This window comes from Rhodococcus sp. YL-1, from assembly GCF_001942025.1.
GTDB lineage: Bacteria > Actinomycetota > Actinomycetes > Mycobacteriales > Mycobacteriaceae > Rhodococcus_F > Rhodococcus_F qingshengii.
The window spans coordinates 2336584-2352747 of record NZ_CP017299.1; the positions used below are offsets into that span (position 1 = coordinate 2336584).

The 16164-nt window shown below is 64.6% G+C and carries 12 protein-coding genes; 6 read left to right on the plus strand and 6 right to left on the minus strand.

All coding sequences use genetic code 11. The annotated features are described in order from the left end of the window. Positions 1–9 precede the first annotated feature (9 nt). Together BH682_RS10950 and BH682_RS10955 are read right to left on the minus strand one after the other, a co-directional pair. On the minus strand, positions 10–306 hold the full coding sequence (locus BH682_RS10950; RefSeq protein ID WP_003942322.1) for an MGMT family protein: 297 nt from the start codon (positions 304–306) through the stop codon (positions 10–12). A gap of 10 nt (positions 307–316) precedes the next feature. Further along, complete coding sequence (locus BH682_RS10955; protein WP_054187621.1) at positions 317–1105, minus strand: alpha/beta hydrolase; 789 nt, start codon at positions 1103–1105, stop codon at positions 317–319. Between the two features lie 52 nt (positions 1106–1157). On the opposite strand from BH682_RS10955, the gene BH682_RS10960 reads away from it, so the two are divergent. Together BH682_RS10960 and BH682_RS10965 are read left to right on the plus strand one after the other, a co-directional pair. Continuing rightward, positions 1158–4520 carry an ATP-dependent helicase gene (locus tag BH682_RS10960; RefSeq protein ID WP_050654904.1) on the plus strand — a complete coding sequence of 1121 codons (3363 nt, stop codon included), beginning with the start codon at positions 1158–1160 and terminating at the stop codon, positions 4518–4520. Further along, complete coding sequence (locus tag BH682_RS10965; protein ID WP_065352233.1) at positions 4521–7913, plus strand: ATP-dependent helicase; 3393 nt, start codon at positions 4521–4523, stop codon at positions 7911–7913. It begins immediately after the preceding gene. Here BH682_RS10965 and BH682_RS10970 read toward each other — a convergent pair. After that, positions 7910–8311, minus strand: a complete 402-nt coding sequence (locus BH682_RS10970; RefSeq protein ID WP_003942341.1) for a DoxX family protein — start codon at positions 8309–8311, stop codon at positions 7910–7912. The two genes, BH682_RS10965 and BH682_RS10970, sit on opposite strands and share 4 nt — an antisense overlap. A gap of 156 nt (positions 8312–8467) precedes the next feature. Here BH682_RS10970 and BH682_RS10975 point away from each other — a divergent pair, with 156 nt between their 5' ends. Both BH682_RS10975 and nudC read left to right on the plus strand, forming a co-directional pair. After that, positions 8468–9535, plus strand: a complete 1068-nt coding sequence (locus tag BH682_RS10975) for a potassium channel family protein (RefSeq protein ID WP_003942296.1) — start codon at positions 8468–8470, stop codon at positions 9533–9535. Between the two features lie 38 nt (positions 9536–9573). After that, the gene (gene nudC, locus BH682_RS10980; RefSeq protein WP_007731249.1) at positions 9574–10473 is read left to right on the plus strand and encodes an NAD(+) diphosphatase; all 900 of its coding nucleotides are present in this window, start codon (positions 9574–9576) and stop codon (positions 10471–10473) included. Positions 10474–10487: 14 nt separating this feature from the next. On the opposite strand, the gene BH682_RS10985 is transcribed toward nudC, so the two are convergent. Beyond that, positions 10488–10745 carry a mycoredoxin gene (locus BH682_RS10985; RefSeq protein WP_003942350.1) on the minus strand — a complete coding sequence of 86 codons (258 nt, stop codon included), beginning with the start codon at positions 10743–10745 and terminating at the stop codon, positions 10488–10490. Between the two features lie 103 nt (positions 10746–10848). Between BH682_RS10985 and BH682_RS10990 the strand changes: the two genes are divergently transcribed. Together BH682_RS10990 and BH682_RS10995 are read left to right on the plus strand one after the other, a co-directional pair. Continuing rightward, positions 10849–12987, plus strand: coding sequence for an ATP-dependent DNA helicase UvrD2 (locus BH682_RS10990; RefSeq protein WP_003942300.1), 2139 nt, complete (start codon positions 10849–10851; stop codon positions 12985–12987). Positions 12988–13500: 513 nt separating this feature from the next. Continuing rightward, positions 13501–13824, plus strand: a complete 324-nt coding sequence (locus BH682_RS10995; RefSeq protein WP_003942321.1) for a WhiB family transcriptional regulator — start codon at positions 13501–13503, stop codon at positions 13822–13824. Positions 13825–13850: 26 nt separating this feature from the next. Here the strand turns inward: BH682_RS10995 and BH682_RS11000 are convergent, their stop codons facing one another. Together BH682_RS11000 and BH682_RS11005 are read right to left on the minus strand one after the other, a co-directional pair. Beyond that, positions 13851–15194: an ABC1 kinase family protein gene (locus BH682_RS11000; RefSeq protein ID WP_172403528.1), complete on the minus strand. Its 1344-nt coding sequence runs from the start codon at positions 15192–15194 to the stop codon at positions 13851–13853. Between the two features lie 4 nt (positions 15195–15198). Further along, on the minus strand, positions 15199–16113 hold the full coding sequence (locus BH682_RS11005; RefSeq protein ID WP_075832874.1) for a hypothetical protein: 915 nt from the start codon (positions 16111–16113) through the stop codon (positions 15199–15201). Between the last annotated feature and the right edge of the window lie 51 nt (positions 16114–16164).

The following is a 16164-nucleotide window of genomic DNA, read 5'->3' on the forward strand; positions in this document are numbered from 1 at the left end:
ACACGTGAATCAGAAGTGATACCGAGCTTTCTTCAGGTCGATCCGACCGTCCTTGATCGGCACGCCTTCGAGTTCGAGCTTGGCGATCTGACGATGAGCCAGGTGCGCCGACGGTTTGCCGGAGGCGCCGAGAACCCGATGCCACGGCAGGTCGGCAGAGTCCGTTCGCATGATCCAACCGACCGTGCGAGCACTGGAAAGTCCTGCAGCATCAGCGATATCGCCGTACGTCGCCACGAAACCGGCCGGAATCGACGCGATGAGGCGCCGTACCTCTTCGATCTGCTCTTCGGTGGTGGCTGCCATGTCGGTTCCTTCAGAGCATGCTGCGAACGAGGGCGGCGACTTCGTCGGCCCGCACGTGCGGGACCATGTGGTCACAGTCGAATTCGACACCGGTCAGATTTTCACCGAGGTGCTCGGTGAGCGCTGCCCGGAACTCGTCGGTGACGTACGGCGGTTGGACCTTCATCGCCTGAACCAGCACGGTGGGCATCGACGACGGAGGCAGCACGATCGGGCGAGCGAGTTCGCCCCACCCGGTCACGATCGCGGGCGTGGACAGGCGCCAGTTGACGCGTCCGTTGTCCAGTTCGATCAGGTGTTCCGCCATCTCGACGTCGAGGTCCTGTGTGGGAACCTCACCCCACGAGCCGTGAATCTTCTCGGAGTAGGCCTCTGCCGCATCGGTGTAATCCGGTGAGCCGATTGTGAGTTCGGCCACTTCCTGCATGAAAGTCGGATCCAACCCGATCGCCGGGTCGAGCAGGACGAGCCCACGAATGCGTTCCGGTGCGGTGGCCGCGAGGTGCAGCGCCAGCATTCCGCCGAAAGAATGCGCGACGATCACCACCGGTCCGGTGGCATGTTCGTCGAGCGTCTCCAGCAGGCTCGCCACGTGGGATTCGATGTTCCACGGAGGAGCCCAGGTGGAACGCCCGTGACCGCGTAGATCCGGCGAGATCCAGCGCGCTTCGGGCAGTTGGTTCTCGGCCATCGACTGCCAACGTCGGCCGTGACCGGTCAGACCGTGCAGCGAAAGGATCTCCGGTGCCCCGACGGGTCCGTAGAGATACGTATGGAGTGCAGACACGAGGTCAATCATGCCGGATGCAGGCGATGTGTGAGTTGTCGGTGCGCTCTGGTGGAATGCCTGGGTGAGTGAGACGGCAACACGCAGCAAGGTCACCATTCCGCGGGCGCGGTTGGTGCACCGAACTGCGCCGTCTCCGATACCCCGAACGTGGGACGAAGGGACGGCCCGGCTGTTCGCGCCGCCGTCCGAGGATCCGTTCCAACTCGCGTTCGGCCCTGTTTCATTCGGCTCGGGGGCCGCCTGGAGTCCCTGGCAGGTACTCGGCAGCCCCGGAACCGGCAAGACGTCCCTTCTGGTGGATCTGGCAGTGCAGAAGATCTCCGGTGGCGAAGATCCTGAATCGGTCCTGGTGCTCACCCAGTCGCGCCGGGCAGCGACGCAGGTCCGCGAGCAGATCACGGCCGGGTTGCTCGGGTACGAACAAGAACGCGGACCGCAGGCAACTCGTGAGCCGTTGGTCCGCACCGTTCACTCGTACGCCTTTGCCGTACTCCGGCTTCAAGCCGCAGCGCACGGCAACGCGCCGCCACGCCTGATCACCGGCGCCGAGCAGGACTCGGTGCTCCGAGAGATGTTGCGCGGCGACATAGAAGACGGTGCGCTCCGGTGGCCGGAGCGCCTGCGACCCGCATTGGGTTTGAACGGCTTTGCCGTCGAACTTCGAGATCTGATGTTGCGAGCGAACGAGCGCGGACTCGGCCCCGAAGATCTGGTCAAGCTCGGCAAGAAGCGTGGACGTCCGGAGTGGGTGGCGGCCGGGCGGTTCGCCGAGGCCTACGAGCAAGGCGTGCTGCTGCGCGGCAGTGTCGGTGTCGAGGCTCCGGAGGCGACGGCGCCGGCGCTCGACGCGGCCGAGTTGATCGGTGCGGCATTGACCGCGTTCGCCACCGATCCCGAATTGCTTCGCTCCGAGCGCGCTCGGATCCGGCACCTACTCGTCGACGACGCACAACATCTGGATCCGCAGGCGGCGCAACTGGTTCGGCTGATCGGAACCGCAACTGCGGGCACGGTCATCGCCGGTGATCCCGATCAGTCGGTCTTCGGGTTCCGCGGTGCGGATTCGGCGTTCCTACTCGGACTCGCCGAGCGCGGAGACGAGCGCCAGATCGTCCTGCCCACCACGTTTCGCAACAACGCCGACGTCGCGTCGATCGCGGCGAAGATCGCTGCGCGGCTGCCCGGCAACCTCGCTCATCGCATCGCGGTTCCATCCGATCTCACCGATGAGGACCCGGGGCGGGCGTCGGTGCGGGTTCTCGGTACGACGGCCAAAGAAGCGGCAGTCGTCGCAGATACCTTGCGCCGGGCGCATCTGCTGGACGGGATTGCTTGGTCCGACATGGCCGTCATCGTTCGGTCGGTCCCGCGCACTCTCGCCCCTCTCCGGCGAGCCCTGCTCGCGGCCGGGGTACCCGTCACGACCGCTGCCACCGAATTGCCGCTGGCCAGGCAACACGGAGTGTCCGGCCTGCTGCTGGTCCTTCGGGCGCTCGGCGGCGATCAGTTCACCGGCGACGACGCGCTTGCCCTGATGGCCGGTCCCATCGGCGGCGCCGAGCCGGTCACCCTGCGCCGGTTGCGTCGTGGCCTGCGCCGGGTCGAGTTGGCATCGGGAAGTGATCGGGACTCCTCGGAGTTGTTGCGGCTCATTCTGATCGACGAGGATCGTGCGCAGTCCAAGCGCCTCATGGGCAAGTTGACAGACGTCGAAGCTGCGGCACTCAATCGCGTGCTGTCGGTCCTTCGCAAGGCCCGAGTGCCTCTCGAGCGAGGTCTCGGGGTCGAAGAAGTTCTGTGGGCAGCATGGCAGGCGACGGGGCTGGAACGACGCTGGGCGGCTGCGTCGGCGCGCGGCGGACCTATCGGCTCACAGGCCGATCGAGACCTCGACGCAGTCGTCGCACTTTTCGACGCGGCCGCCAACTACGTCGACCGGTTGCCGCGTTCGCAACTCGCCGGTTTCGTCGACTACTTGACCAGCCAGGAGATACCGACCGACTCGCGGAGCCGGTCGGTCATCACTCCCGACGCCGTCACCGTGGTCAGCGCTCACGCCGCGGCGGGTCGCGAATGGGCGGTCGTGGCGGTGGCGGGTGTGCAGGAGGGGCTCTGGCCGAGTTTGCGGGCACGCGGATCGCTACTGCGTACCGAAGCGCTGATCGACCTGGTCAACGGAGTCTCCGACGGCAGTGACTCGGCTGCCGAACGACTCTCGCGAACCGCACCGCTTCTGGCCGAAGAACGCAGGTTGTTCCTGGTTGCCTGTAGCCGTGCTCGTCGCCGTCTGCTGATCACCGCAGTCGAATCGGCTTCGGGGGACACCGACTTGGTGCCTTCGCGGTTCGTGGACGAATTGATCCGTGGTGACGCGTACTCGGACGATCCGTCCTCCGATCTCGACGTCGTTGCACCCGAGACCGGGGATACCCGGGTTCTGTCGCTGCCTGCACTGGTCGCACAGCTTCGCAGCGTCGTGTGTGATCCCGACATCGCGCATTTCGACCCCGAGAAGCATTCCCGGGCCGCTCGCCAGTTGGCACGTCTGGCTGCTGCCGGGGTACGCGGCGCGCACCCGGATCAGTGGTACGGCACAGCCGAGCCGAGTACCGCTGCTCCCATGTGGCAGCCCGAGGACGGACCGGTTTCACTATCGCCGTCCACCATCGAGCTTCTCGAAACATGCCCTCTCCGATGGGTGTTCGAGCGTCATGGCGGCAGCGACGGAGACAACACTCATGCGATCGCCGGTACGCTGGTCCATACCTTGGTGCAGGCATTGGCCGGCCGGATTCCACCGGATCAGGTCGAGAAGGCACTCGAAAATGCCTGGGAATCCATCGATCTGGGATCGCAGTGGTACTCGCGCCGCGAACTCAATCGAACTCGGGAGATGCTGGCGACGTTCACCGCCTGGATGAACGCAACTCGCGGCGAACTGACCGAAGTCGGCGTCGAGGTCGCGGTCGAGGGGGTCCTCGAACCACGTGAGGAGGGAGCGCCTGCGGTCAAGCTTCGTGGCCGGATCGACCGGCTCGAGCGCGACACCGAAGGCCGTCCGGTGGTTGTCGACGTCAAGACTGCGCGAAACCCTGTCAGCAACGAGGCCGCGCAATCTCACGCGCAGTTGGCGGCGTACCAGGTCGCAGCGGCCGAAGGTGCGATTGCCGGCGAACCGGCCACACAACCCGGCGGTGCACGCCTGGTATTCGTGGCCAAGTCCAACAAGAAAGACGGTGCGGCGCAGCGAGTTCAGCCGCCGCTGACGGCCGAAGCCGTCGAGATGTGGCGAGACGTCATCCACAACGCAGCGGCAGCGACACAAGGGCCGCAGTATCTGGCCAGGGTCAACGACGGATGTAGACATTGCCCGGTGCGCTCGAGTTGCCCGGCACACGACGAGGGACGACAGGTGAGTAACTAAGTGGCTGCCGCGACGCAGAAGGCACGCCGACCGAAGATCGATCCTGTCGACCTGGCGGTCGCGCTCGGTCAACACCCGCCGACGCCGGAACAGGCGGCTGTCATCGCCGCACCGCTCGGTCCGACATTGGTCGTCGCCGGTGCCGGTGCCGGTAAGACCGAGACGATGGCTGCTCGCGTCGTGTGGCTGGTGGCCAACGGCTTCGTCGATCCCGAGGCCGTTCTCGGATTGACCTTCACGCGCAAAGCGGCACAACAGCTCACGTCGCGAATCCGCAAGCGCTTGGCGCGACTGGCGGGTTCGGACGTTCTGCGGGCACTCGACCCGACCGGCGGAGTGCGTTCCCGGATTCTGGCCGGGGAACCCGAAGTCAGTACCTACCATGCTTACGCGGGACGGTTGCTGTCCGAGCACGGACTGCTGTTGCCGATCGAACCCTCGGCGACGCTGTTGTCCGAGACCGAACTGTGGCAGGTTGCGCACCGCGTCGTGAGCGGCTGGGACAGTGATCTGGACACCGACAAGAATCCGGGGTCCATCACCGAAACCGTTCTGGCCCTTGCCGGTCAGTTGGCGGAGCACCTGGTCGACCCCGAGCAGTTGCTCGAGGCTCACACCGAGTTGGACAAGCTGATTCACACTCTGCCCGCCGGTCCGAAACAGCGGGGTGGGCCGAGCAAAGAGCTGTTGAATTACCTTGATGTGCAACACAAACGCATCGAGCTACTGCCCCTCGTTGCCCGGCTGGGTGAGACGCTGCGGCGTGAAGGCGCATTGGATTTCGGCAGCCAGATGTCGCTGTCGGCCCGTGTCGCCTCCGAACATCCCGAGGTCGGGCAAACCGAGCGTGAGCGCTTTCGGGTAGTTCTGCTCGACGAGTACCAGGACACCGGTCACGCTCAGCGAGTGTTGTTGTCCTCGTTGTTCGGCGGGGGAGCCGACGGCCGGTTGGCGCTGACAGCCGTCGGCGATCCGATGCAGTCGATCTACGGTTGGCGAGGCGCGTCGGCGGCCAACCTGCCACGGTTTGCAACCGACTTCCCGCTTGCCAACGGAAAGCCGGCTCCGACGCTCGAACTGCTCACCAGTTGGCGTAACCCGCCGGAGGCTCTCGAACTGGCAAACCTGTCGTCGGCACCGTTGCGCCGACGCGGTGTGGCCGTCAGCACACTTCGTGCGCGGCCGGGAGCCGTCGCCGGAGACGTTCGACTGGCGCTGCTCGGAGACGTCGAACAGGAACGTCAGTGGGTTGCGGAGAAGATCGCCGAAGAATATGAGGCGGCACGTGCCGAAGACCGCCCGACGCCCACGGCAGCGGTGTTGATCCGCCGCAACGCCGATGCTGCCCCGCTGGCCGAGGCTTTGCGGTCCAAAGGTCTGCCAGTCGAAGTGGTCGGACTCGGTGGGCTCCTGCACACACCCGAGGTGGCGGACGTGATCGCCATGCTCCGAGTGGTCGCCGATCCGCTGGCGGGCAGCGCCGCCGTTCGGCTGCTCACCGGAGCGAGATGGCAGATCGGCGCGAAGGACCTCGCCGCACTCTCGCAACGCTCCCGCGAACTTGCCATCTCCGCCGGATACGGAACAGCGGGTGCGGTCACGGACGCCGAGGCGCTCACCTCGGCAGTTCAGGACGCGCTGCCGGGGGAGAACGCCGAGCAAGCAGGATTGGTCGATTCGATCTCCGATCCAGGCCCGGCAGAACGTTATTCAGCTCTCGGGTACACACGCATCAACGCGATAGCGGCAGAGTTGGCGTCGTTGCGCGAACGTATCGGCCAGCCGCTCACCGAACTGGTGGCGGAGGTCGAGCGGGTGCTCGGTATCGGAATCGAGGCAGGCGCGCGAACCCGAGTCGGTGTCGTCGGGACCGCGGGCCGCGAGCATCTCGACGCATTTGCCGACGTCGTCGCCAATTACGCGACGCGTCCAACAGCCAATCTGCCCGGGATGCTCGCATTCTTCGCGGCCGCCGAACAGATCGAAAAGGGCCTCACCCCGGGCGAAGTGGAGGTGGCGCCGGATCGCGTGCAGATCTTGACCGTGCACTCGGCGAAGGGGCTCGAATGGGAAGTAGTGGCGATCCCGCATGTCAGCGACGGGGTGTTCCCCTCGACCACCGCGTCCGGATCGTGGCTCGGGGCGCTCGCCGAACTGCCACCGTCGTTGCGTGGGGACCGGGCCGTCGACGCGGATTCGGCCGACGGAGTTCCGGTGCTCGACCTCGAGGAGCTCTACAACCGCAAGGACCTCGAGAACGCGATCACGGCGCACAAGAAGGCCTTGTCCAACCGTCGACTGGACGAGGACCGGCGACTGTTCTACGTCGCGCTGACCAGAACCGAACGGGCGCTGTTCATCTCGGCGCATCACTGGGCGGAATCCGGTTCGGAACCGAAGGGGCCTTCGGAGTTCCTGGACGAGCTGCATCAGATGGTCGCGGCCGAAAACGATGCCGATGAGGAAGACTCGCGCGGTGCGATCGGCGTCGTGGAGGAGTGGGCGCCTGCACCGGAACCTGACACCGAGAACCCGTTGGCCGCCACGCCCCGTACGGCGCAGTGGCCGCCGGATCCGCTGGGTGCGCGGCGCGGCGCGGTCGAGGCCGGAGCCGCAAGCGTCCTGTCCGCACTTGCTTCGCTGCCGCAAGACAGCCAAGAGGCGGAAGAACCGGAGGACGATCCGGAGAACTGGGCCTCGGACGTCGACGTGCTCTTGGCCGAGCGCGAAGCCCGGGCAAACGCGCGTGCCGAAGTGATTCTCCCGGCGCAGCTTTCGGTGACTCAGCTCGTCGACCTCAAGGCAGATCCGGATGAACTCGCGGCACGGCTGCGTAGACCACTGCCGTACCCACCGAACCCGCTCGCTCGGCGCGGCACGGCTTTTCACGCCTGGATCGAGCGAAGGTTCGGTGCGACCCGACTGTTGGATCTCGACGAACTACCCGGCGCCGCGGATACCGGCGCGGGTCCCGAGACCGATCTGGTGAAACTTCAGGATGCGTTCCTGCGGTCCCCGTGGGCCAATCGCAGCCCGATCGAAGTGGAAGTTCCTTTCGAAACATCCATTGCCGGAACGGTTCTCCGCGGTCGGATCGACGCTGTGTTCGCCGATCCCGACGGCGGATGGACGGTGATCGACTGGAAGACCGGTGCCGAACCGTCGGCCGCTAACGAGGACGCTGTTGTGATGCAGTTGGCCGCGTATCGGGTGGCCTGGGCCGAATTGATGTCGGCCAGAGCCCGTTCGGCGGGGCGCAACGAACAGTTTCCGGCCGACAAGGTGCGGGCGGCGTTTCACTACGTTCGATCGGGTCGCACCATCGCACCCGAGAACCTGCCGGACGGTGAGGCTCTCGCTCGCCTCATCCGAACGGCAGGCGCGCAAGATTAGCTTGCGTTTCGACGAGCCTTGAGTGCTTCGGTCACCAGCGGAACCTGCAGGGGAAGACGTGCGATCGAACCGATCTTCTGCGGTGTGGACGTCTTCGGGCTTCGGCACCAGTCGATCGCCATCTGGATGTTGGCGGGGAACACGGCGACAAAGAGCGCGGCGGCAAGGCCCGCGCCGAGCTTGCGGGTCTTCGGCACGGCCAAGGCAGCGCCGATCGCCAGTTCCGCGACGCCGGACACCTGGGTGTAGGTGCGGGCCTGTCCGGGAAGCTGGCGGGGAACGGTGCTGTCGAAGAAGGAAGGCGCCACGAAATGCATGGTGCCGGCGCCGAGAAGGAGGGCCGACAAACGAAGAGCGGCCGCTTGGCTGGGAGTGGACGTCGAACCGGTGAAAGGCATTTGCCCAGCCTGCCTCACGGTGGACCTTCTTGCCACTACCGGCGCCACGACCCGCGCGCTATTCGGCGCCCGAGTTCCGAAGTCGATCTTCGAGGGTTACGCTGCCTGCCGATGTCCGTGTAGGTATTTCGTAAGTTCGAGTGAGAGAGTCGATGTATGGCCGGTAAGCTCCGGGCGCGTTTGACCAGGTCGGAAGCATTGACCGATCAGCCTGACTTCGCCCTTGTCGGGGTGCTGCGCATTCCCCAGCTACAGACAAGTCCGGCGCGGGCCATCTACAAGCGAGTTCTCATCGCGTTGGGTGCTCTCGGCGCCGCCGTGTTGATCGTGTACATCGATCGCGCGGGATACCGGGACGCACAGGACAACGAGCTGTCGCTGCTCGACTGCATTTACTATGCGACGGTTTCGCTCTCGACCACCGGTTACGGCGATATCACTCCGTTCACGCCGTCGGCGCGCCTGGTCAACGTCCTGTTGATCACGCCACTTCGGATCTTCTTCTTGATCGTGTTGGTCGGAACAACACTTTCAGCTCTGACCGAGAGTTCGCGTCAGGCGTTCAAAATTCAGCGTTGGAGGCAGCACGTGCGTAATCACACCGTCGTCGTCGGATACGGGACCAAGGGGCGGACGGCAATCGAAGCAATGCTCGGTGACGGTGTACCGGCGTCGGAGATCGTGGTCGTGGACACCGATCAGACCGTCCTCGATTCGGCGGCGAGCAAGGGCCTGGTGACGGTGTTCGGTTCGGCGACGAAATCGGACGTACTTCGGTTGGCAGGTGCGCAGAATGCGTCGTCGATCATCGTGGCAACCAACCGTGACGACACCGCAGTGCTCGTGACGCTGACAGCCCGCGAAATCGCGCCGAAAGCCAAGATCGCCGCAGCCATCCGTGAAGCCGACAACGCGCATCTTCTGCGTCAGTCCGGCGCAGACTCCGTCGTCGTGTCCTCGGAGACGGCGGGTCGACTCCTCGGCATCGCGACCACGACGCCGACCGTCGTGGAGATGATCGAAGACCTGCTGACTCCGGAGGCCGGATTCGCGATTGCCGAGCGTGCCGTCGAGCGCGACGAGGTCGGCGGCTCTCCGCGTCATCTCTCCGACATCGTGCTCGGGGTCGTTCGTGACGGCCGTCTGGTTCGCGTCGGTTCACCCGAGGTGGACGCCGTCGAAGAGAACGATCGACTGCTCTACATTCGCCGCGTCACGAACTGAGTGTTACCGAGCTTCGTGCGCGCAGTAATGTCGTGAGCGTGAACGACTTCCAGCTGACCGAAACACCTCTGCTCTCACGCTCGAGCGTCGGCCGCGCCGAGGAATTGCGGTCGGACGCCGCTGCACTGACGACGGGTTGGGCGGACGCACTGCTCCTCCGTGTGAATTCACGGGGTCAGGTCAAGGTGTCGCCGGAAGGTCAATTGGTCTTCGCCGAGGCAACCGAGTTGGGGCCCGAACCGGTGCGCGGCGCGGTCTTCCTGGGAATTCGGGAGAATCGCCACGTCTGGGCGGTGCGGGTGTCGCTGCTGGCGGGCACTTTGTCTGAATTGCGGATGCTCGGCGGAACACTCGACGACGCGGACGCCGGTTTGTTGACCGGTGCCGTCGCGATTCTCAACTGGCACGACAGTGCCGGATTCAGCGCTATCGACGGCGCACCGAGTGAACCCACGATGTCCGGCTGGTCACGCATTTCCACGTCCACCGGCCACGAGGAGTTTCCCCGAACGGATCCGGCGGTCATCTGCCTGGTGCACGACGGCGGCGATCGAGTTCTACTCGCGCGTCAGCCGACCTGGCCGCAGCGCCGTTTCTCGATTCTCGCGGGATTCGTCGAGGCCGGGGAGTCGCTCGAAACGTGTGTTGTCCGCGAGATCAAGGAAGAAGTCGGTATCGACGTGCACAGCGTTCGATACCTCGGGAGCCAGCCCTGGCCGTTCCCTCGCTCGGTGATGTTGGGCTTCGCCGCAATCGGCGACCCCGCAGCTCCGCTGCTGTTCGCGGACGGCGAGATCGCCGAGGGCACCTGGTTCACGAAAGACGAGGTGCGCGCCGCTCTCGAACTCGGCGACTGGGGTTCGGAAGCGGACGCGCCACTGCTGCTGCCCGGGTCGATCTCCATCGCTCGCGGAATGCTCGAGAGCTGGGTCAAGTAGCAGCCGGAGAAGGTCTACAGACCCAGAGCCTGCTTGACCTGGTTGAGCGACGGGTTGGTCGCAACGCTGCCGTCGCCGTACTTCACGGTCGGAACGACGTGATTGCCACCGTTGACGCTGCCGACGAAATCGGCTGCTGCCGGATCGTTCTCGATGTCGATCTCGGTGTACTCGATCCCCGACGCGTTGAGCTGCGTCTTGAGGCGACGGCAGTAGCCGCACCACGTGGTCGAGTAGATGGTCAGGGCAGGCGCATTTTCGGTAGAAGTCACGGCCGATATAACACCACGACCGAGAGCGTTGTTCCGTATCGGCCCGTGTTCTCTTGCCCACATACCGTCGGGCGCGGCGAATGGAGTGTCGGAACGTCCTGCCATGATGGTCCCCATGCCTGCGGACACCGGACTGGATCCAGAACAATCGGCCGCCGTGCTCGCGCCACGCGGCCCGGTATGTGTCCTCGCGGGCGCTGGAACAGGCAAAACCCGCACCATCACGCGCCGGATCGCTCATCTGGTTGCCGACGGTCACGTGTCGGCCGGTCAGGTGCTTGCCGTGACGTTCACCGCTCGTGCGGCCGGGGAAATGCGTGGACGTCTCCGTGAGCTGGGCGTCGGCGGGAGTGGGCCACAGGTGCAGGCTCGAACTTTTCACGCTGCTGCTCTCCGTCAACTGAAGTACTTCTGGCCGCAGGTTGTCGGCGACACGCCGTGGCGCCTGCTGGACCGAAAGTTCGCGGTTGTCAGCAGTGCCGCAGCCCGGGTGGGATTGTCCACCAGCACGGAAAGCGTCCGCGACCTCGCCAGTGAAATCGAGTGGTCGAAGGCGTCGTTGATCGCGCCGGAGGATTACCCACGCGCGATCGCCAAGATTCGCCGTGAGGCACCGGTCGATGCCACCAAGGTGGCCCAGGTGTATGCCGCATACGAAGAGCTGAAAGCACGCGGCCAGGACGGCATGCTGCTTGATTTCGACGATCTCCTACTGCACACGGCGGCAGCTCTCGAAGAGCATTCGACAGTCGCCGACGAGTTCCGCGAGCGGTATCGCTGCTTCGTCGTGGACGAGTATCAGGACGTCACCCCACTGCAGCAGCGTGTGCTCGACGCCTGGCTGGGCGACCGAGACGATCTGACCGTGGTGGGCGATGCGAATCAGACCATCTACTCCTTCACCGGAGCCACCCCCAACTATCTGTTGGACTTCTCCCGGAAATTCCCCGAAGCGACCGTCGTTCGGCTCGAACGGGATTACCGCTCCACCCCTGAGGTCGTGTCGTTGGCGAACCGCGTGATCGGTGCCGCGCGCGGGCGGATCGCCGGGACGCGTCTGCAGCTGATCGGGCAACGCGCTCCGGGGCCTGAGCCGGAGTTCATGGAGTTCGACGACGAGCCGGCCGAAGCACTCGGCGTTGCGCGGGCGATCAAACGGCTGATCGCGGCAGGCACCCCTGCGGCCGAGATCGCTGTTCTGTACCGGATCAATGCTCAGTCGGAGGCGCACGAGCAGGCCCTGACGAAGCTGGGCATTCCGTTCCAGGTGCGCGGTGGAGAGGGCTTCTTCACTCGCACCGAGGTACGTCAGGCGGTGGCAGCGCTGCGTCAGGCTGCTGGACGCGACGACCTCCCCGAAGGTGCAGACAACGGCGAAGCACTGGTCTCACTCGTCCGCGCTGTGCTCGCGCCGCTCGGCCTGACCAACGAAGAGCCTTCGGGTACTCAGGCACGCGAGCGCTGGGCTTCGCTCTCGGCTCTCGTGGCGCTCACCGAAGAACAACTTGTCCACGAACCTGAACTGACGCTCACCGGGCTTCTACAGGAGCTCACGGCCCGAGCCGAGGCGCGGCACCCACCGACCGTGCAAGGTGTGACGCTGGCCTCGCTCCACGCGGCCAAGGGACTCGAATGGGATGCGGTGTTCCTGGTCGGCCTCAACGACGGCACCCTGCCGATCCAGCACGTTCTCGGCGACGCCAATTCGGGCGCCGACGACGTCGCGGTGGAGGAGGAGCGTCGGCTTCTGTACGTGGGTGTTACCCGCGCCCGCGAGCATCTGCAGCTGTCTTGGGCATTGGCCCGCAATGAGGGTGGACGCAAGTCCCGTCGCCGGTCGAGGTTCCTCAACGGGCTCATCCCCGAGGACTCGCCGGCTTCGCGCGTCGCCGCGCCGTCGTCGGGGAACAAGAAGCGTCCGCGCTGCCGCGTATGCGGCAAACCGTTGATCGGGACGTCGGCGACCATGCTCGGGCGCTGCGAAAAATGCCCGTCCAATGTCGACCTGGAATTGCTCGAGCACCTCAAGGCCTGGCGTCTGGACAAGTCCAGAGAACTCAAAGTTCCGGCCTATGTCGTCTTCAGTGACAACACACTGATGGCTATTGCCGAACAACGACCACAAGATAATCGTGGACTGGTTTCGATCCCTGGAATCGGGCCGAAGAAACTCGACAACTTCGGGGAAGACGTACTAGCTGTCATTCGCGGTGAACTGCGAGCGGCAACACTCGATATCTGACAACACATCCGAATCGACAACGGTGAGTTACATAACCGCAGGTCAAAAATAGGTTGTGCAGATTCGGCAGATTCTCTACTCTGGTTTTCAGTGTTACGGGGCAACCTGTGCGCAGAAACTATCCGGACCGACACGAAATGGAGGTGGCAAAAAAATGACGAACTTGATCTCGTATGAAGCGTGCGCAAGCGCAAAGTTCGCTGTTGCCGCCCCCATGCTGCCGCGTGCAGCGGGATGGGCGCAGCATGCGCTCCGCCTGCGCCCTCAAGCAGCAGCAAAGAAAGCAGCTGTCGAGTCCGTGTTCTTAAGCCATCGAGGTATTTCTCGGTAGGACACATCCGTTCACTTACGGCCACGGACCCGCAGCCCCTGCGGACCGTGGCCTTTGTGTTGGATAGCCCTCTTCATCTGGTTTCCGACTCGGCTCAGGTTCGCACCCATCGAACCCATATCGTGCGACACAGTTTCGCATCCGAGCACTAGGAGACCGAGTTGTCTGCCCAGACAATCCGCGTGGAATCCGAAAACTCCACCACTGCAGTAACTTCCACCGACGTCACTTCGGCTGCAGTCACGTTCATCGAGGTCGCGTCCACCCGCCGCGACTTGCCGTGCCGGGCATCCAACCCCGATCTCTGGTTCGCCGAAGCTCCGGCCGAACTCGAGCAGGCCAAGGCACTGTGCGCGCAGTGCCCCATCCGTTCCCGTTGTCTCAGTGCGGCTCTCGACCGCGCCGAGCCATGGGGGGTGTGGGGCGGCGAGATCCTCGATCAGGGGGCCGTCATAGCGCGCAAGAGACCGAGAGGGCGCCCACGCAAGCAACTTGTGTGCGCGTGAGAGCCCTATTCGGCGGAGCCGGTGTCTTAGTCGGCGGAGCCGGTGTCATCCAGAACCGGCTCCGCGAACCCTGGCAACCAACGAGTCAGGATTTCCATGTACGGGGCATATGCGTCCAACTGGGCGCATATGCCGACCGAACCGAGAAGAACACGGAAGATCATCAAATACTCGGCCGGAAGGTTGAGTGCACGGGCCGTTCGGAACTGCGCACTGTTGAAGTCAGTGGCGGTTCCGGCGGCCTTTTGCAGCCATGCCCGAGTGAAGTGAAATGACTCGGTCTGGATCGGGTCGGTGAAGGGTCGCAGGTAATCCGCGATCTCCTTGTCGGTCACCGTGCGTCCGGGGATCACGAAACCGTTGGCGCGCAACAACTCCGTCAATTCGTCGAATTGTTCCTCGACAGCCAAGCGCACCATAGTGCCGAGAACCCGTGGCAGTCCGTTCGGGAACGGTGCAGCAGCACCGAAGTCGATGACGCCGAGTCGGCCGTCCTCGAGAAGCATGAAATTGCCGGGGTGCGGGTCACAGTGGAGCAATCCGACACGGGCCGGAGACGCGAAGTGGAATTCGGCGAGTAGCGCACCGGCCGCATTGCGCTGCTCCGGCGTTCCACTCTCGATGATTCTGGTCAACGGGGTTGCCGTCATCCATTCGGTCACGACCACTTTCGGCGCGCTCGCCACGACGTGCGGGATCACGAATTGGGGATCTCCGTCGAACTCTTTGGCAAAAGCTCGCTGATTGTTCGCCTCGATCCGATAGTCGAGTTCTTCCTCCGTGCGCGCGGTGAACTCCTCGATCACGGGCCGTACGTCGACACCGGGCATGACCGAACCGAAGAGACCGGCAAATCTGCCCAGGGTCTTGAGATCGGCGCGTAGAGCTTCGTCGGCGCCGGGGTACTGAACTTTCACGGCTACGTCGCGGCCGTCCGCCCAGACGGCTCGGTGAACCTGCCCGATGCTTGCCGACGCGGTCGGTTCATCGTCGAACGACTGGAATCGGTCGCGCCACTTGGTTCCGAGTTGCTGGTCGAGCATCTTGTGTACTTGCTTGGTCGGCAGCGGCGGGGCGGCGGCCTGGAGCTTGTTCAGCGACTCGCGGTACGGCTCGGCGAATTCCTCCGGAATTGCCGCCTCCATGACGCTGAGCGCTTGGCCCAGCTTCATCGCGCCGCCCTTGAGTTCGCCCAGCACCGCGAACAGTTGCTCGGCCGCCTTCGCGCTCAACTGCGCGTCGATCTCGCCTTTGTCGCCGCCGGCGAGCTTGCGTCCGAAGCCCATGGCGGCGCGACCGGCCATCCCCAGGGGGATGCTCGCGAGTTTGGCAGTACGGGCAGAACTCTTGCGTGGGATCTCGGACACCACACCATCATGTCTGACTGGGGCGTCCTTTGCCCGAAACAGGTGCCAGGTATTGGCAACTGCAGGATATTTGCCGAGGCCAGCGCCTGGTTGTGATCCGATACGGACGGAACGCGATCTCGAGCGTCGACGACAGACTGGCCGCATGCGTCGCCGCTGTCTCGGATGATGCGGAGTCGATCTCGGCCAGGGCCAGCGCGACACTTGCATGGATCATCGCCGATTCCGCGTGGCCGGCGCTGCCGAGTAGCTGCGCGGACAGATGAAGCCAATGAGGGTCGAGTTCGGATCGGAGGATGTCGGCGCACCGCAGGCAACTCGACTGACCACGCAGGACAAGAGGACCGACCACACCGTTGCCGTCGCGGATGCGGACGGAAAGGTGGGGGAGTCCGCAGCGAACGAGATCGCTGACCAGACGAGGATCAGTTACGACGTCGTCGGCCAGGACCACCAGTTGTTCGTTCCACGTGCGCACGACGTCGGTGTTGCGATACCCGCGCGAGCGACGCGTGCTGACCCCGCCGGTGACGAGTGCGCGCTCGATGGCGTCAGAGAGCGGACCGACACCGTGAATCCGGACCGTCGCGGTGCTTCTGCGGGCAGTGTGGACGAAACCGGAATCGGCGAGTTGCTCGAGCAATTCCTCCGTCACGGATGTGGGAATCCCGCGCCTCGACGCTTCCCAGAGGATGTTTGCGCGGGATCTCGAGCCGTCCATTTTGCGCAGGATCGACTTCACCGCGCGATCGTCGACCCCGACAGGCAGAGTCAGCAGGATGGCACGTCCGGGGGTCCATCCCAGCTGCAGTCGACCGTCCGGGCGCGACAGAACAGCGATCCGCGGGTCCCATCGGGGTCCCGCGGATCGCTGTGAAGTGCTGTCTTGTCTGGTGTCGTCGTGTGTGTGACCGGTCATCATTCGATGCTGGCACGACGGGCCCTCGGCGAGTCCACGTCAGCGGCAGTTATC

Bases quoted from the DNA above. Each gene is read 5' to 3' on its own strand.
- BH682_RS10950 (WP_003942322.1), bottom strand. From the start codon at position 306: ATGGCAGCCACCACCGAAGAGCAGATCGAAGAGGTACGGCGCCTCATC.
- BH682_RS10955 (WP_054187621.1), bottom strand. From the start codon at position 1,105: ATGATTGACCTCGTGTCTGCACTCCATACGTATCTCTACGGACCCGTC.
- BH682_RS10970 (WP_003942341.1), bottom strand. From the start codon at position 8,311: ATGCCTTTCACCGGTTCGACGTCCACTCCCAGCCAAGCGGCCGCTCTT.
- BH682_RS10975 (WP_003942296.1), top strand. From the start codon at position 8,468: ATGGCCGGTAAGCTCCGGGCGCGTTTGACCAGGTCGGAAGCATTGACC.
- BH682_RS10990 (WP_003942300.1), top strand. From the start codon at position 10,849: ATGATGGTCCCCATGCCTGCGGACACCGGACTGGATCCAGAACAATCG.
- BH682_RS11005 (WP_075832874.1), bottom strand. From the start codon at position 16,113: ATGATGACCGGTCACACACACGACGACACCAGACAAGACAGCACTTCA.